The following is a 16,093-nucleotide window of genomic DNA, read 5'->3' as shown; positions in this document are numbered from 1 at the left end:
TGTCTTTCCTCAAAAAAATCATTAAACGTCGCGATCGTCCTTCGCGGGCGCAGGGGGCGCCGTGCCGCTGATTTTCGGCACGCATTCGTAACGAAACCAGGCGAGGGTAAACGGTTCGCGACTCAGTAAACGCCGTCCCACCGGGATGAGCTGTTCACCCACCAGCATGCCAAACAGGCCAAGCAGGGCGACAACCGGCGGTGCCGGGGAATGAACGTCGAGCAGGGCGTAAATTACCCCAGCAACCACGCCGCACACCAGCGAAATTATCCATGCTCTCATGACGTTGCTCCCGTCTGCGATTTCACCTGTGGAACCGTTACCTGAGGAGGCGGCGCGCCGTCGCGGGATAACAGATGGCGCGTCGCCTGTTCACCCGCCAGCATCCCCAGCAGGCCAATCAGCGCCAGCGCGGGCGGCGCAGGGGAGCGCACCTTCAGCACGGCATACATCAGGCCAATCAACACGCCTGCGGCAAGGGATATCAGCCCAGTACTCATCGTGAACTCCAGAGAAAGAGGCAGCGGCGAGCCGGATGAGGGACCAGCCCGCCGACGGAACTTAGCGAGCCGGGACCGGCGCTAAGGTGCGGTGCTCGCTCTTCTGGCGAGACGGCGCTTTGTGCACCATGGTGTAGGCGTAATCCACGCCCATGCCGTACGCGCCGGAGTGTTCGCGCACGATATCCATCACCGCGGTATAGGTCTCTTTACGCGCCCAGTCGCGCTGCCACTCCAGCATCACCTGCTGCCAGGTCACCGGGATCACGCCTGCCTGGATCATGCGCTGCATCGCGAAGTCGTGGGCTTCTTTGGAGGTGCCGCCGGACGCGTCCGCCACCATATAAATTTCGTAGTCGCCTTCCAGCATCGCGCACAGGGCAAAGCTGTTGTTGCACACTTCGGTCCACAGGCCGGCAACCACCACCTTCTTCTTGCCGTTAGCCTTCAGCGCGTCGCGCACCTTCTGGTCGTCCCAGGAGTTCATGGAGGTACGCTCCAGAATGTCCTGGCCCGGGAAGACGTCCAACAGCTCCGGATAGGTGTTACCGGAGAAGCTTTCGGTCTCAACGGTGGTGATGATGGTCGGGATGTTGAACACTTTGGCCGCTTTCGCCAGCGCCACGGTGTTGTTTTTCAGCACCTGGCGGTCAATCGACTGCACGCCAAACGCCATCTGTGGCTGGTGATCGATAAAGATGATCTGACAGTTCGCAGGGGTTAACACTTCGAGCTTTGAAGAGGTCATAGCATTTTCCAGTGGTTAAGGGTAGAAATCGCCGCGAGCGCCGCGACGATAAAGTCACCCTCATCCTGCGGTTTTCCGTCGCCGCGCGTAATTATCTCTTCGTATAGTTAACCTTAGGTATAGTTATACTTTGGTATACCTATCCTATTGTATAACTGGATCTTTGCCGAAACCGGTTCCCATAATCCTGACCATTCCCCCTCTCAGTCAGGAGCAGTTATGGTTACCCTCGGTAAAGCCGATCTTATTCTGGTTAACGGCCAGTTTCACACCGTCGATCGCGAAAATCCTGTCGCGGAAGCCGTTGCCGTGCGCGACGGAAAATTTCTGGAAGTGGGTACCGTCGCCGAGGTGATGCAGCACTACTGCGACGGCACTAAGGTGGTGGATTTGAAAGGCCACACCGCGATCCCCGGCCTGAACGACTCGCACCTGCACCTGATCCGCGGCGGGCTGAACTATAACCTCGAGCTGCGCTGGGAAGGCGTGCCCTCCCTGGCCGACGCCCTGCGGATGCTGAAAGAGCAGGCCCTGCGCACCCCGTCGCCCCAGTGGGTGCGCGTAGTCGGCGGCTGGAGCGAGTTCCAGTTTGCCGAGCGCCGCATGCCGACGCTGGATGAGATTAACGACGCCGCGCCGGACACCCCGGTCTTCATCCTGCACCTGTACGACCGCGCCCTGCTCAACCGCGCCGCGCTGAAGGTGGTCGGCTACACCAAAGACACGCCCAACCCGCCGGGCGGCGAGATCCAGCGCGACGCCAACGGCAACCCGACCGGGATGCTGATTGCCCGTCCGAACGCCATGATCCTCTACGCCACGCTGGCCAAAGGGCCGAAGCTGCCGCTGGAGCAGCAGGTTAACTCCACCCGTCAGTTTATGCGCGAGCTGAACCGTCTGGGGCTGACCAGCGCCATCGACGCGGGCGGCGGCTTCCAGAACTACCCGGAAGATTACGAGGTGATTGCCGAGCTGCACGAGAAAAAGCAGATGACCATCCGCATCGCCTATAACCTGTTTACCCAGCGTCCGGGCCACGAGCTGGAAGACTTTGAAAAATGGACCGACATGCTCACGCCGGGCCAGGGCAGCGACTTCTTCCGCCACAACGGCGCGGGCGAGATGCTGGTCTTCTCCGCCGCCGACTTTGAAGACTTCCTCGAGCCGCGCCCGGACCTCGCGCCGGGCATGGAGGACGAGCTGGAGCGCGTGGTGCGCCATCTGGTGGAGCACCGCTGGCCGTTCCGCCTGCACGCCACCTACAACGAATCCATCAGCCGCATGCTGGACGTGTTCGAAAAAGTTAACCGCGACATTCCGTTCAACGGCCTGCACTGGTTCTTCGACCATGCGGAAACCGTTACCCAGGCCAACATCGACCGCATCAAAGCGCTGGGCGGCGGCATTGCCGTGCAGCACCGCATGGCCTTCCAGGGGGAGTACTTTGCCGAGCGCTATGGCATCGAAGCTACCCGCCACACGCCGCCGGTGGCAAAAATGCTCGAGACCGGCGTACCGGTGGGCTTAGGGACGGACGCCACCCGCGTGGCGAGCTACAACCCGTGGACCGCGCTCTACTGGCTGGTCTCCGGCCGCACCGTCGGCGGGATGCAGATGTACGATCACAGCGCCCGCCTGGACCGCGATACCGCCCTGATGCTCTGGACCCAGGGCAGCGCGTGGTTCTCCAGCGAGCAGAACCAGAAGGGGCAGATCAAGGTCGGCCAGCTCGCGGATCTGGCGGTGCTCAGCAAAGACTACTTCCGCGTGCCGGAAGAGGAGATCAAGGGCATCGAGTCCGTCCTGACGGTGGTCAACGGCGACATCGTCTACGCCGCAGGCAGCTTTGGCCCGCTCGCGCCACCGGCCATTCCGGTCCTGCCCGAGTGGTCCCCGGTGGTGAAGGTGCCGGGCCACTACCGCAGCGCGCCGCCGCAGGCTACGCGCGTCGGCATGAACACCGTCCACCACTGCAGCGGCCCGTGCGGAGTTCACAGCCACCAGCATGATTTCGCCCGCACGTCAGAGATGCCGGTGTCCGACGATAACGCTTTCTGGGGGGCGCTGGGCTGCAGCTGCTTTGCATTCTGATGAAAAACACTACTATGCCGCCCCGGGTCGACCTGGGGCTGTTCTTCCTGCGCCTCACCGGCAGCCTGCTGCTGCTCTACGTGCACGGCCTGCCGAAGGTGCTGCACTTCAGCGAAGAGCTGACGCGCATTGAAGATCCGTTTGGCTTCGGGCCTTACGCGAGCCTGATCCCGGCGATCGTCGCCGAAGTCATCTGCCCGCTGTTGATCATTGCGGGCGTCTACACCCGCCTGGCGTGCCTGCCGATTATCGCCGTGCTGCTGGTGGCGATGCTGGCGGTACACCCGGACTGGTCGATTGCCGAAGGGCAGTTTGGCTGGCTGCTGCTAATTATCTTCACCACTCTCGCCCTCACCGGGCCGGGCCAGTGGCGGCTGCAGCGTAAGGCAACGGAGAGGTTCGCATGACCCAGGTTAACGACGTTCGCGACGCACACGTTGAGACGACGCCCGCGCGGGCGGTTTCGCCCTGGCAGCCGCTGAGCCAGCCGGTGTTCCGCATGCTGTGGATCGCCACGGTGGTCTCTAACGTCGGCTCATGGATGAGCGACGTCGGCATCAACTGGAGCATGCTGACGCTCAGTGCCGATCCGCTGGATATCGCGTTGGTGCAGGCGGCGAGCAGCCTGCCGATGTTCCTCTTCGCCCTGCCGTCCGGGGTGATGGCGGACATCGTCGACCGGCGTAAATACCTGCTCTTCTCCCAGCTGTGGGTGTTCATCGCCGCCGCCGGGCTGACGGTGCTCTCCTTCACCGGACACGTCACCCCTTCCGTTCTGCTGGTGGCGACGTTCCTGCTGAGCGTGGGCGCGGCGATGAGCTCGCCGCCGTTCCAGGCCGTGGTGCCCGATCTGGTGAGCAAGCCGGAGCTGGGTGCCGCCGTGGCGCTGAACTCGCTCGGGGTGAACATCAGCCGGGCGATTGGTCCCGCGCTGGGCGGTTTTCTGCTTTCGCTCGCCGGACCGTGGATGGTGTTTGCCCTGAACGCGCTGTCCGTGGTCGGCGTGGCGTGGGTGCTGTGGCGCTGGCGTCCGGCACCGTCCGTGCAGCGCCTGCCGCCGGAACACTTCTTCTCCGCGGTGCGCTCCGGCATTCGCTACGTGCACGCCGCGCCGGTGCTGCGCAACGTGCTGGTGCGCACCGTGGCGTTCTTCGTTTTCGGCAGCGCGGGCTGGGCGCTGCTGCCGCTGGTGGCGCGCCGCGAGCTGGGTTTAGGCCCGGCGGGCTACGGCGTGATGCTGGCGTGCATTGGCCTGGGGGCCATTGCCGGGGCCATCCTGCTGCCGCGCCTGCGCCAGCGGCTGAACGCCGACCGCCTGATGGTGGCCGCGAGCCTGGTTTTTGCCCTCACCATGCTGGCGCTGGCGTTCGTGCGCCACGTCTGGCTGCTGAACCTGTTTGAGTTCTTCACCGGCTTCGCGTGGATTGCGGTGCTCTCGACGCTGAACCTCGGCGCGCAGCGCAGCGCCGCCCGCTGGGTGAAGGCCCGCGCGCTGGCGGTCTACCTGACGGTGTTCTTCGGCTCGATGACCACGGGCAGCGCCATCTGGGGGCAGATCGCCTCGCAGTTTGGCACCCCAACCTCGCTGGTGATCGCCACGCTGGGGATGGTGCTGGCAAGCGCAACGGTGTTCCGCTGGAAGCTGGAGAAAGATCCTGATTTAAACCTCGACCTGAGCGGCCAGCCGCTGGACGGCGTGGAGATTGAGCTGCCGAACGAGCGCGGCCCGGTGCTGGTCTCGCACGAGTACATCATCGACCCGCAGAACGCGAAAGCCTTCCTGGAGGCGGTACACGAGCTGCGCCGGGTGCGCCGCCGCGCCGGGGCGATGAGCTGGGCGGTGTACGAGGATATTGAGCGCCCCGGTCTGTTTATCGAGACCTTCCTGATGGGCTCGTGGATTGAGCATCTGCGCCAGCAGGAACGCCACACCATGAATGACCTCCTGCTGCAGAGCCGCGTTCTGGCTTTTCATCAGGGCACAACATCACCGGCAATTCGCTATCTGGTCGCGCCGGTATAACCATAACCATCACCTGTACAGGAACACACTATGGCAACGTTTAAGGCAAAAGACGGCACGCAGATTTACTACAAAGACTGCGGCGCGGGCAAACCGGTTCTCTTCAGCCACGGCTGGCCGCTGGACGGCGACATGTGGGACAGCCAGCTGAACTACCTGGCCGAACGCGGCTTCCGCGCCATCGCCTTTGACCGTCGCGGCTTTGGCCGCTCGGATCAGCCGTGGAACGGCTACGACTACGATACCTTTGCGTCCGACATTAACGACCTGATCACCACCCTGGACCTCCAGGACGTGACGCTGGTGGGCTTCTCCATGGGCGGCGGCGACGTGTCCCGCTACATCAACAACTACGGCAGTTCGCGCGTGGCCGGTCTGGCGCTGCTGGGCGCGGTCACGCCGATCTTCGGTAAATCCGACTCCTTCCCGCAGGGTGTGGATCAGAGCGTGTTCGACGGCATTCGCGACGGACTGCGTAAAGATCGCGCCCAGTTCATCAGCGACTTCGCGACGCCGTTCTACGGCACCAACGCCGGGCAGACCGTCTCTGCCGGTGCCCTGACCCAGACGCTGAACATCGCCCTGCTGGCATCCCTGAAGGGCACCATCGACTGCGTGACCGCGTTTGGCGAAACCGACTTCCGCCCGGATATGGCGAAAATCGACGTGCCGACGCTGGTGATCCACGGCAGCAACGACCAGATCGTGCCGTTTGAAAGCACCGGCAAGCTGGCGGCGGAGATGATCAAAAACGCCACGCTGAAGGTGTACGACAACGCGCCGCACGGCTTCGCGCTGACCCACCAGGATCAGCTCAACGAAGATCTGCTGGCGTTTGTGAAGTCGCTGTAAGGTCCCGGGGCTGACGCCAGCAGGCGTCAGCCTGAATATGCACTTCCCGGCATACTAAATTTGAGCGTAGAACTCCCTCTCCCTTGTGACTAGTATTCCTTCATTTCAAAGGGAGACTACATAAGATGAATATCCAGTTTCTTAAGCGGCTAACCCGAAAGTTTATCATCGCTATTTTAACATCCTCTTCATTTGTCACAGCCTGTACATTTAGCGTTATATGGTTCTATCTTGCGAATATTGACCGGCTTGATATTTTATATGATGCGTTGAGCGTGAGTAGCGCAGTAGGAATAATATTTGGGTTTACCCTTGTCTCACTACTTGGTTTCAGCCTTGTCATTTTTATCTCATCTGTCCTTGCTTACTTAATTTACACCGCACATGAGAAAGAGTTTGTTAAATACGAAGGTTTGACACATAGCTTTACCTCAATCTGTTTTGGTAATAGCGTTGTGATGTGCGTTGTGCTTATCGGAGCGTTCTGCTTACAATTTTTTCTTGATATAAATGGTTTTATCGTTCTTGCCTTAGCGATAGCCATAATACTGGCCGCATCGTATTGCTTATCCTACTGGCTTATGTTCAACGTTCAGTCATATAAGGATGTTGATGATACGCGTGATGTAAAATATTTGCAGAAAAACGCCGTCAGAAACTGGCTGCCTCTGTTATTGATTGCCCCTGCATTTACACAAATCTTCCCGCTCATTTTTATCGCGGGTCAACTAGATTTTAGCGAAGGAAGTAATACGTTCTTACAGGTTATCATTTTCCTTGCACTCTCGGTCGCGATGATTATTGTGGGTATTTTCCCAGGAATGATCCTGATAAACGAAAAGAAAAATAAAAGTTTATTGCAAATAATCACTTATACACTAATTATTATTCCTCTCAGCATGCTTGTCCTGACAATGATTTTCCGCCCCACCCCCAATATGATCATTAACATGACCATGAACCTTTCCGGCATTAGCGACTGGCGCACACATCAATATTACATAGATACTCACACTCACCCGCCAGCGATGTTTGATGGTTTAACATGGAACACACGTTACTATAAAGATATCCCTTCGAGATTCTTTATCACCGGCGTAAACATTTTCTCGCTTGGAAACATTCAGCTTATTTGCCCTACGCAAATCAATCATGCCAGATCGCTGAGCCTGAAAACTACGCCAGACAACTTTGACGAATATGACCTTCGCATAAAACGGTTAAAAAACACCGCTATGAAATGTATCCCGTTTAAGAAGGATGAGATACACCAATGGGATTCGCCTATAGCTGAGCCTGTTTATTTTCAGAAAATTAAATCTAACGGTGATAGCCTTTTATTAAAGTTGCTTCATGATATCAAGTAGCTTTTAAGAAACGCCCGCAGCGCGGGCGCTACTTAATCAATTCACAGTAAGCGGAGGCTCATGCTTCTGCCCAGGCTCACCGCGTTGCACAACGCCGTGCTCGCGCTCCGCCAGCAACCGACAAACCTCCGCATGCTTCTCCTCGGTAAAGGTAAAGCGCGACATAAAGCCCATGCGGATCAGCGACCCAATCGCCGGCAGCAGGCAAATCCCAAAGAACAGCCCCGACAGTACGCCTTCGCTCTGGATCTGCGCCTGCGGCACGTAGCCGATCATCGTCAGGAACACGCCAATAAGCCCGCCGCCCACCGCCACCGACATCTTGCCGGTAAAGGTCTGCCCGGAGAAGGTGATCGCCGCGCAGCGCTTGTTAGTGTGGTACTCCGCGTACTCGATGGTGTCGGCAATCATCGACGAGGTGAGGATGTTGGTCATCATCACGAATAGCGTGCTCAGGCCGAGCAGAATAAACAGCATCGTCACCTGCTGATATCCGACAAACCACATCACCACGCGCACCGCCACGTCCAGCCCGCAGAGGATCATAAATAGCTTCCGCTTCTGCATCCGGCGCGTCAGCATCGGGGCGACCAGGCACAGCACCGCCGCCACAATGCCCATCACGCCAATCGCCATCTGCAGGCTGCCGTCGCCCAGGTTGTTGATAAAGAAATAGATATACAGCCCGCCCGCCACGTTGTGGAACACGCAAAAGAAGAACGACAGCAGGACGATAAACAGCGGCTTGTTCTGGCGCAGGTTGTGGAAGGTGTCGCGGATGGTCACCTTTTCCGGGCTCGGCGGCACGCGCTCTTTGATCTGCATAAAGCCGTTAAGCATCAGCGGCAGGCCCACCAGCATCATCACCAGCGCCGCCATAAAGTAGCCTTTATCGTTGCTGTACTGGGCGAAGAACGCCGCCAGCTTCGGGAAGAAGATATTGGCGCAGGCAATCCCGGCGTTCACCCCGAGCATCGCCGCCGTCACCGCGCGGGTGCGCTGACCGGAGTCGTTGGTCATCACCGACGACATCGACCAGAACGGGATATCGGAGATGGCGTACAGCGTCCCCCACAGGATATACGTCACCCCGGCGTAGAGGATTTTGGTGGTCATGTCCGCTTCGATTTTATAGAACGACAGCAGCGTGACGCCGGTGATCAGCAAAGGCGCAATCAGCAAAAAGTGGCGAAACTTGCCGAACCGGCTGTTAATGGTGTCCATTATGCTGGCAAACAGCGGATCGTGAACCGCGTCCCACGCGCGGGCAATCAGGAAGATGGTGCTCGCCGCCAGCGCCGAGATCCCCAGCACGTCGGTGTAAAAATAGTTAATAAACGAACCCACTAAACCAAAGCTAAAACACTGACCTAAACCATAGCCAAAATAAGACCACAACTCGCGAGACGGTATTTTCATTGTCGTTGCCATAGTGCGTACCTGGTTGCCCGGCGACAGCGCGCCGGGTCGTTATTATTAGCCCTGCGGATTCGGGGCGATTTTGCGCAGCTGCTGCATCAGCGCAATTTCAGCGCGTGAGAACGGAATGCCGTTCTCCTCAAACACGTCGTGGAACCAGAGGCGACAGTAGTCCGTGGACTCTTTCATCACCACCGGCCACGGCAGCCACGTCTGGGTCTTGCCGCGCACCAGCCCCCACTGATACGGCGCAACCTTCGCCATGTACATCAGCGGAAGCTGCTCTTCAATCGTGCTGCCCACGTGGCGTGCCAGCCATTCGGTGCAGAACAGCGGGCGACCGAGCTTTTGCAGCTGCTGAATCATCGCCGTCATGCGCCCCGTGTGGGTGTAGGCGTGGAAGCTCACCACGTCCGAGAGCGCCAGCGCGGTCTGGTCCAGCGGGTGCTGGAAGAACGTCTCGCCCTCCTCTTCCGGCGGGACGCGCCACGCGCAGACGGTGAGCGGCTGGGTCGGGTCTTCTTCACGCACCCAGCGGAACGCCAGCTTCATCAGCGCGTGGGCGCAGGTCTCCAGCTTCGCGTCGTACTGCACCTCCTGCGTGCCCGTCGCGAAAATGCCGCGGTTGCCCGGCTCGTTGTAGAGATCCCACAGCAGCACGCGCCTGTCGTCGCGGAACTGGCGAACAACGTCGCGGATATAGCGTTCAATGTCTGCCCAGCAGTCGGGATCGCAAACCTTATCGCGACCGGGGCTCGCCGCCGCCTGGCTGTTGTGTTTGCCCGGCACCGGCGGCTTTTGCGGGCCGAGGTACGGCTCGTCACCGGAGAAGCCGCAGTCGTCCATCAGGGTCAGCATGGTGCTGAACCCGTGACCGTCGGCAATCGTCAAAAACCGGTCGATGCGCGCAATCAGCCCGTCGCGGTCGTGCTCCCAGACGATAAACGGCAGATTAATGCGCAGGGTGTTGTAGCCCGCCTCCGCCGCCCAGCCCAGCTCGCGCTCGATGGTTTCGGCATCGAAGGTCTCCTCCTGCCAGATATCAGTCCAGTTCACCGCCGTCGACGGCAGATAGTTAAACCCGCACAGCCAGCCTTTTTGTTCATACCACGCCTTTGCCTGCTCCCTGCTCCACTGCTCTTTCATTACGCATCCTCTTACTGATAATGTTTAGCTAATAAATATTAGTTGCGGGATAAATGCGCAAATCACGGCGTTTAGAAAAGCGATGCCCCTCACAAAGTTCACGCTTCGATGAATGAGAAACGTGATCGACGGCGCTAAAGCGTGCGGTTAGGGTATGATGCGAAGTCGCGAAAGGGAGAGGACGGATGAAGCGAAAAACAAAAGTGACGATGAACGATATTGCGCGGGCGGCAGGGGTGTCGCAGGCAACGGTATCGCTGGTGCTCAACCAGTCCCGCAACATCAAGCTCAGCGACGAGACTCGCCATCGGGTGATTAGCGTCGCCACCGAGCTCGGCTACGACCGCCTCCCCGCCGTTCACGCCCCGCGCAACCAGGAAGAGATCGCCCTGCTGGTCAGCTCGCTGCAGAGCTTTGACCCGTTTATCGACGCCATCAGCCAGGCGCGGGAAGCCGCGTGGCGCAACGAGACCCTGCTCACCGTCTACGACTACGGCGACGACGTGGAGCTGGCGCTGAACATTATCCGCCAGCTGGAGAAGCGCAACTGCATCGGGATTATTCTCGCCTCTCCGGTCACCACTCTGGTGGACATGACGGCGTTTCACGACTGTACCCGCATCCCGCTGGTGCTACTCAACCAGCGCGACCCCGGCTCGCCGCTGCTGCCGTCGTTTATCCCGGACGACTACGCCAACGCCTTCCAGGTCACTAAACACCTCATCGCCTGCGGGGCCACGCGCATCGCCCACATCACCGGCGAGAGCTGGATGGAGGCCTCCCGCCAGCGTCTGGCGGGCTACCGGGCGGCGCTACAGCAGGCCGGACTCGCGTGCGACGACGGCCTGGTGCGTCAGACCAACTGGCAGTTCAGCGAGTCCTTTACCGCCACCACGGCCCTGCTGGAACTGGCCGAGCGCCCGGACGCCATCTTCTGCGCCAGCGACTGGCTGGCGATTGGTTGCTATCAGGCGCTGGCGGTGAACGGCGTGCGCATTCCGCAGGACATGCTGCTGGCGGGCTACGACGACCAGAAGATTTCCGAGCAGCTCACCCCGCCGCTGACCAGTATCCAGCTGCCCTACAGCGAGCTGGGACGGCTGGCGGTGGAGTACCTGTGCAATCAGGAAGATGCCGCCACGCACGTGACGCTGGCGGGCAGGCTGAAGGTGCGCGCCTCAAGCCTCGTCTGAGGTAAACACCATGCCCGCATAGGGCTTCTCGCGACACGCCGCCAGCCGCGCGGCGAGGCTGCCCACGTGCAGCTCCAGCTTGTGCCCGTCCGGGTCGAGAAAGTAGAACGACGCCCCCTCGCTTTTGTTCTGCTTCCAGACGGTGACGCCCGCCTGCTCAAGCCTTTGCGAGAACGGTTCAAAATCCTCTTCCGCCACGGTAAACGCGTAGTGGCTATAGTCGCTCTCCTGCGGCGGCACGTACCGGCGTGCCTCATCGTACGACAGGCAGACCCACAGATCGCCGCAGGTGAGATAGGCCCCGGTTTTCCAGCGGGCGTGCAGCGTCAGCCCCAGCAGCGCGTGCCAGAAGGTGATGCTTTTTTGCAGGTCGCTGACCGCGAGGGTCAGGTGGTTGAGAGATTGCAGCATGACGTGCCCTTTTGTTTTTCGCGCCGGACGTGGTACGGTAAAGAGATGAACATAAACCACGCCGTCCTCACCGTAAACCGCTGGTGGCTGCCTTCTTAAAGGCGGCACGGAGTAGTTTTTCCCATTTTCAGATAGCCGCCGAAAGGCGGCTTTCACTTTTCTAAGACCCCTTTCGGCATTACAACGTTAAGGAGTCTTTATGAACGCACCCACCATCCTCACCGGCGATCGCCCAACCGGCCCGCTGCACCTCGGCCACTTCGTCGGATCGCTGCGCCAGCGCGTGGCGCTTCAGCAGACGCACAACCAGTTTGTGCTGATTGCCGACCTGCAGGGGCTGACCGACAATGGCAGCAACCCGCAAAAAATTCGCGACAACATCCCCGAAGTGCTGGCCGACTACCTCGCCGCCGGCATCGATCCGAACCTGACCACGATCTGTCTGCAATCCGCCCTGCCCGCCCTCGCCGAGCTGACGATGCTGTATATGAACATCGTCACCGTCGCCCGCGTGGAGCGTAACCCGACGGTGAAAAACGAGATTGCGCAGAAGGGCTTCGCCCGCTCGCTGCCGGTCGGGTTTATGGCCTACCCCATCAGCCAGGCGGCGGACATTACCGCGTTTAAGGCCGAGTGCGTGCCCGTCGGCGACGACCAGCTGCCGATGATTGAGCAGACCAACGAGATCGTCCACAAGATGAATAGCCTGCTGCCCGCTCCGGTGCTGCGCCACTGCAAGGCGATGCTGAGCGATACCAGCCGCCTGCCCGGTATCGACGGCAGCGCCAAGATGTCGAAATCGCTGGGCAACACGCTGCACCTTTCAGCCAGCGAAGAGACCATTCACCGTGCGGTCAGCGCGATGTACACCGACCCGAACCACCTGAAGGTGAGCGACCCGGGGCAGATTGAGGGGAACGTGGTGTTTACGTATCTCGACGCGTTTCATCCGGACAAGGAGAAAGTGGCGGCGATGAAGGCGCACTATCAGGCGGGCGGGCTGGGTGACCGGGTGTGTAAGAACGAGCTGGAGGGGTGCCTGCAAGAGCTGATTGCACCGATGCGGGAGCGGCGGACGATGTATATGCAGGACAAGGGGGAGTTGATGGCGATGCTGAAGCGCGGGACGGAACGGGCGCAGGGGGTGACGCAGGAGACGTTGAGGGAGGTGAAGGTTGGGCTGGGGGTGCCGGTGTTTAGTTAAGGTAGATTTAGCGGTGGAGTGCGTGGGATTAGCATGAAGCCGCTTATTATCTCATTAAAATTGAAATTGATACCTCTAACAATACTTAACTTCTTATTTAGATAATATAAATTGCTTCAGTCTCATTAATATTACATTGATAAATCCTTTATTGCGCTTTTAAAGGATTATTATGGCCGATGTAGAAGATATAGCCCGGAGATTATGCAATATTATCGTTTCTCCTGATACAGTTACTGGGCTTATAAATGGAGGGCTATCTGTACCGCTAGATTATGGATATCTGGTCTATGGTATCTTTGACACGGATACGAGGTATGCCCGTGAAACTCAACGTATAAGAATGATGACTGCCATAAAAAACGACATTTTGAATTACGAGAACATTGTCAACGCAGTTAAAAGTATTTTTAAAGTATTCAATAGATATTTAACCGAGGATGAGCAGGATAAAATATACCGATCTGTAACGACTTCAATTGCAGGTAGAATATCAACCAATATTATTGCATCTACTATCGCAAAACATGTTATTGAAAGAACGTCCTTCACATTTGTTGTTTTCAAAGGAAAAAAAAACCCAATCACGGCACTGAGCACACTCCTTTTGTTTGGGGGAATGGCTGAACGCTCAATCAGAACATCTGACAGACTCAAAGCCGAAGCCCCTGAGATATATCAACTTCTGAGACCCAGAGACTACGATCTACTTTATTTTCTGTTCGCTGATGCCGTCCAGCCTTTCGTAGATGCTATCCATGCAGGTTATTCAGAAGGTATGCCTGTATTTAATCAGATCATGAAGAAAGTTAATGAAAAACTAACAACACACACTACGGTAGGCGCGTATGAGTAAGTTTATCATCCCAATTATAAATCTGCTTCTTTGCTCATATTTAGTTTTAGCCTATATCCTTTGCTGGATAGAATTCGAAACCTGGCATGATAAAACAATCGCCTTTTGCATTATTACCATAAGTGCTTACATTATTTCATTTGTAATGAATAAATTCCTGCCAGGAAAGATACATATTTGGGGCGGGCTCCTGGATGTGTTATCAGGTCCCTTAATGATCATCGGGGCATTTGCTTGTATAGCTGTCCTTGAACCATGGCCGCTGAAAATAATTGGCTTATTCATATGGGTCGTGGCGATGTTGCACCTACCTTCTTTTGTAAATATAGATGAGGAATAATCATGTCAAATCCAGCATATCTATGGTTAACCGATGCTAATGGCTCACCCGTCGTAGGAGGTTCCATGGTGTCCGGTCGGTTAGGTGCTATTGAATTAAAGGCAGTCACTCATCACCTCACCATTCCTGTGAGTGGAAATACAGGCCGACTAACAGGTACCCGTGTACATACACCGATTGCTGTTCAGAAAGTGTTTGATAAAACAACTCCGGTTCTTATCAGGGCACTGTGTGAAAACCAAACGCTAAAATCGGCTACGATCAAAATGTATCAAATTGATGATGCAGGAATCGAGAGAGAATATTTCAACATTATCCTGGAGAATGTAAAAATCACGGGGATTACGCCAAATCTGTTCCCGGGTTCTGGAACAGGAACGCATACAGAGACAATCGAGCTAAGATATGAGGCAATCACCTGGAAACACTGTGACGGGAATATAGTTTACAGAGATGCCTGGAATCATATGGCGATAGCCTGAACCGACTTTAAAATTTCTCGGGCCGGGGTAACGTTGTGCTTGTCGGTCCGACCAAGCGGAACGACGCCGGGAAGCACTGGCGATGATTTCCACCGCATTAAAGGAGAGCATCATGATGGAACCCACACTCTCTCAAGTCATTGAGGTTGTTCGAAACTCCTCAGGTGAGCATCGTAAACCTATCGATAGCAATACGTTGATTGAGGCCGATTTGCATATTTGCGGTATGGATGGCGAAGACCTACTGGAAGACTGCGAAGAAGCTTTTGGCGTTCAGCTTGCCACGGAAGAAGATGGCTATATGAAAACGTTTTCTCTCGCAGAAAATGAGTATCTGTTTACGGGTGAAGGTATAGACTTTTTTGGCATCTGTCGGTTTATCCGCTGGGTACGTGGCATACCCGAACCTGTGATACGCGATTTAACCGTCGGCGAACTTCACGCTGTGCTGATTAAGGCTGTGAAAGAGCAGGTAAAGCACGAGTGATTTTTACTTACAACGGGCATGGGATGACATGCCCGTATCGTTTTATTGCTTCAAGGATTACATGAGGTGGGATCAAGAGATTCATATGTCGCATCTACCATTAACTGTTTGATTATCCGCATTAAAACACCATATTTACAAGTCAGAGCATGGCCAGGCCAGGGAGCCCTAAGGGTTTTGTCGCAATCAAAGGGTTGGGACAAATTTGATTCCTTTTTGATTTTATATTACTGGAATGACAAAGGATTTCTAACACTCCCATTTTAAAACACATACGCTGCATAATATTATTTATCGGCAATTCAGTAAATGTTACATTTATAATTAACAAGAACCATTACCATTCCTTTTTTAAAACATGACCAATATCAATATGGATCTTTATTTCGGATTTTAGCCCGGCTTATTAACCACTTTATGTATATTCGCCTTACAGTCTAAAACCTAGCATTGCTGCATTTACTCTTCTGCCCCTACAAGGAATTGTCATGCAGCTTTATACCAATGAATTTACCGCTGAGTTAAAAGCGGAAATAGATCGTTCACCGTTTTCCGATGAAGAACTGGCCGCCATGCCCGAGGACGCGCGCGCCATCATTGCCGAACAGGAAGCCTTTCATCGACAACATCCCGTCACCGCCATCTGGCGGATCGCCACGGCTGGCAGCCAGACCCGACTGGGCGGCGTTGTTCTTCCCGTCGATCGTGAAGCCACAATGCTCATGGACGATGGGAGTTACACCAGCGTGATTGTCGAAGGAGACTGTGTGGCCTATCCGGATGGAACGCTCGCCACGATTATGACCTCAGCAGGAGAAGCGTTTACGTGGAAAGGACACGGCGTTGCCCTGGTTGGTAGCCTGCTTGATAACGATGACGAGATTATCAGCACACCGCTCGGCAGTACTTATCTGGTCACCCGCGAAGGTATTCCACCTCATGAGGACTTCTTAACCTGGCCCGGAGAATAGGAC

General features: G+C 56.5%; 18 protein-coding genes. 12 read left to right on the top strand and 6 right to left on the bottom strand.

Translation table 11 applies throughout. The annotated features are described in order from the left end of the window. Window positions 1–21: 21 nt before the first annotated feature. From IM303_RS10695 to IM303_RS10685, 3 genes are all read right to left on the bottom strand, one after another. Window positions 22–282: a XapX domain-containing protein gene (locus IM303_RS10695; RefSeq protein WP_193359896.1), complete on the bottom strand. Its 261-nt coding sequence runs from the start codon at window positions 280–282 to the stop codon at window positions 22–24. Beyond that, window positions 279–500 (bottom strand): DUF1427 family protein, encoded by a 222-nt coding sequence (locus IM303_RS10690; RefSeq protein WP_028015362.1) that lies wholly within the window; start codon window positions 498–500, stop codon window positions 279–281. The genes IM303_RS10695 and IM303_RS10690 overlap by 4 nt, the downstream gene beginning before the upstream one ends. 61 nt (window positions 501–561) lie before the next feature. Further along, entirely contained in the window at window positions 562–1,248 is a 687-nt protein-coding gene (locus tag IM303_RS10685; RefSeq protein WP_023331928.1) for a hydrolase, read from the bottom strand. A 219-nt stretch (window positions 1,249–1,467) separates the two neighbouring features. Between IM303_RS10685 and IM303_RS10680 the strand changes: the two genes are divergently transcribed. The 5 genes from IM303_RS10680 (at window position 1,468) to IM303_RS22255 (ending at window position 7,581) form a co-directional block, all read left to right on the top strand. Next, a complete protein-coding gene (locus tag IM303_RS10680; protein WP_193359895.1) occupies window positions 1,468–3,339 on the top strand; it encodes an amidohydrolase in 1,872 nt (623 codons plus the stop codon). Next, window positions 3,339–3,746: a DoxX family protein gene (locus IM303_RS10675; protein ID WP_028015359.1), complete on the top strand. Its 408-nt coding sequence runs from the start codon at window positions 3,339–3,341 to the stop codon at window positions 3,744–3,746. The genes IM303_RS10680 and IM303_RS10675 overlap by 1 nt, the downstream gene beginning before the upstream one ends. Next, window positions 3,743–5,362, top strand: a complete 1,620-nt coding sequence (locus IM303_RS10670; RefSeq protein ID WP_193359894.1) for an MFS transporter — start codon at window positions 3,743–3,745, stop codon at window positions 5,360–5,362. Before IM303_RS10675 ends, IM303_RS10670 begins: the two co-directional genes overlap by 4 nt. A 30-nt stretch (window positions 5,363–5,392) precedes the next feature. Then, window positions 5,393–6,214 (top strand): alpha/beta fold hydrolase, encoded by an 822-nt coding sequence (locus IM303_RS10665; RefSeq protein ID WP_048999284.1) that lies wholly within the window; start codon window positions 5,393–5,395, stop codon window positions 6,212–6,214. Between the two features lie 125 nt (window positions 6,215–6,339). Further along, the gene (locus IM303_RS22255; RefSeq protein ID WP_048999283.1) at window positions 6,340–7,581 is read left to right on the top strand and encodes a hypothetical protein; all 1,242 of its coding nucleotides are present in this window, start codon (window positions 6,340–6,342) and stop codon (window positions 7,579–7,581) included. Between the two features lie 36 nt (window positions 7,582–7,617). On the opposite strand, the gene IM303_RS10655 is transcribed toward IM303_RS22255, so the two are convergent. Further along, window positions 7,618–9,012 (bottom strand): MFS transporter, encoded by a 1,395-nt coding sequence (locus IM303_RS10655; RefSeq protein WP_048999282.1) that lies wholly within the window; start codon window positions 9,010–9,012, stop codon window positions 7,618–7,620. Window positions 9,013–9,057: 45 nt separating this feature from the next. Next, window positions 9,058–10,146, bottom strand: coding sequence for a cellulase family glycosylhydrolase (locus tag IM303_RS10650; protein WP_048999281.1), 1,089 nt, complete (start codon window positions 10,144–10,146; stop codon window positions 9,058–9,060). Window positions 10,147–10,331: 185 nt separating this feature from the next. On the opposite strand from IM303_RS10650, the gene IM303_RS10645 reads away from it, so the two are divergent. Beyond that, complete coding sequence (locus IM303_RS10645) at window positions 10,332–11,339, top strand: LacI family DNA-binding transcriptional regulator (RefSeq protein ID WP_048999280.1); 1,008 nt, start codon at window positions 10,332–10,334, stop codon at window positions 11,337–11,339. Here IM303_RS10645 and fosA read toward each other — a convergent pair. Then, the gene (gene fosA / locus IM303_RS10640) at window positions 11,325–11,750 is read right to left on the bottom strand and encodes a FosA/FosA2 family fosfomycin resistance glutathione transferase (RefSeq protein ID WP_048999279.1); all 426 of its coding nucleotides are present in this window, start codon (window positions 11,748–11,750) and stop codon (window positions 11,325–11,327) included. The two genes, IM303_RS10645 and fosA, sit on opposite strands and share 15 nt — an antisense overlap. Before the next feature lie 199 nt (window positions 11,751–11,949). Between fosA and trpS the strand changes: the two genes are divergently transcribed. From trpS to IM303_RS10610, 6 genes are all read left to right on the top strand, one after another. Then, window positions 11,950–12,954 carry a tryptophan--tRNA ligase gene (gene trpS / locus IM303_RS10635; protein ID WP_048999278.1) on the top strand — a complete coding sequence of 335 codons (1,005 nt, stop codon included), beginning with the start codon at window positions 11,950–11,952 and terminating at the stop codon, window positions 12,952–12,954. A 172-nt stretch (window positions 12,955–13,126) separates the two neighbouring features. After that, window positions 13,127–13,810, top strand: coding sequence for a hypothetical protein (locus IM303_RS10630; RefSeq protein ID WP_048999277.1), 684 nt, complete (start codon window positions 13,127–13,129; stop codon window positions 13,808–13,810). Next, window positions 13,803–14,150 (top strand): hypothetical protein, encoded by a 348-nt coding sequence (locus tag IM303_RS10625; RefSeq protein ID WP_193359893.1) that lies wholly within the window; start codon window positions 13,803–13,805, stop codon window positions 14,148–14,150. The genes IM303_RS10630 and IM303_RS10625 overlap by 8 nt, the downstream gene beginning before the upstream one ends. Before the next feature lie 2 nt (window positions 14,151–14,152). Next, window positions 14,153–14,632 carry a type VI secretion system tube protein TssD gene (locus IM303_RS10620; RefSeq protein ID WP_048999276.1) on the top strand — a complete coding sequence of 160 codons (480 nt, stop codon included), beginning with the start codon at window positions 14,153–14,155 and terminating at the stop codon, window positions 14,630–14,632. Between the two features lie 115 nt (window positions 14,633–14,747). Beyond that, the gene (locus IM303_RS10615) at window positions 14,748–15,119 is read left to right on the top strand and encodes a hypothetical protein (protein ID WP_150144905.1); all 372 of its coding nucleotides are present in this window, start codon (window positions 14,748–14,750) and stop codon (window positions 15,117–15,119) included. Window positions 15,120–15,607: 488 nt separating this feature from the next. Further along, window positions 15,608–16,090, top strand: a complete 483-nt coding sequence (locus tag IM303_RS10610) for a hypothetical protein (RefSeq protein WP_048999504.1) — start codon at window positions 15,608–15,610, stop codon at window positions 16,088–16,090. The last annotated feature ends 3 nt before the right edge of the window (window positions 16,091–16,093 follow it).

It is taken from the genome of Enterobacter cloacae complex sp. P38RS (assembly GCF_014930775.1).
Taxonomy (GTDB): domain Bacteria; phylum Pseudomonadota; class Gammaproteobacteria; order Enterobacterales; family Enterobacteriaceae; genus Enterobacter; species Enterobacter bugandensis.
This window is presented reverse-complemented; position numbering and strand designations above follow the sequence as displayed.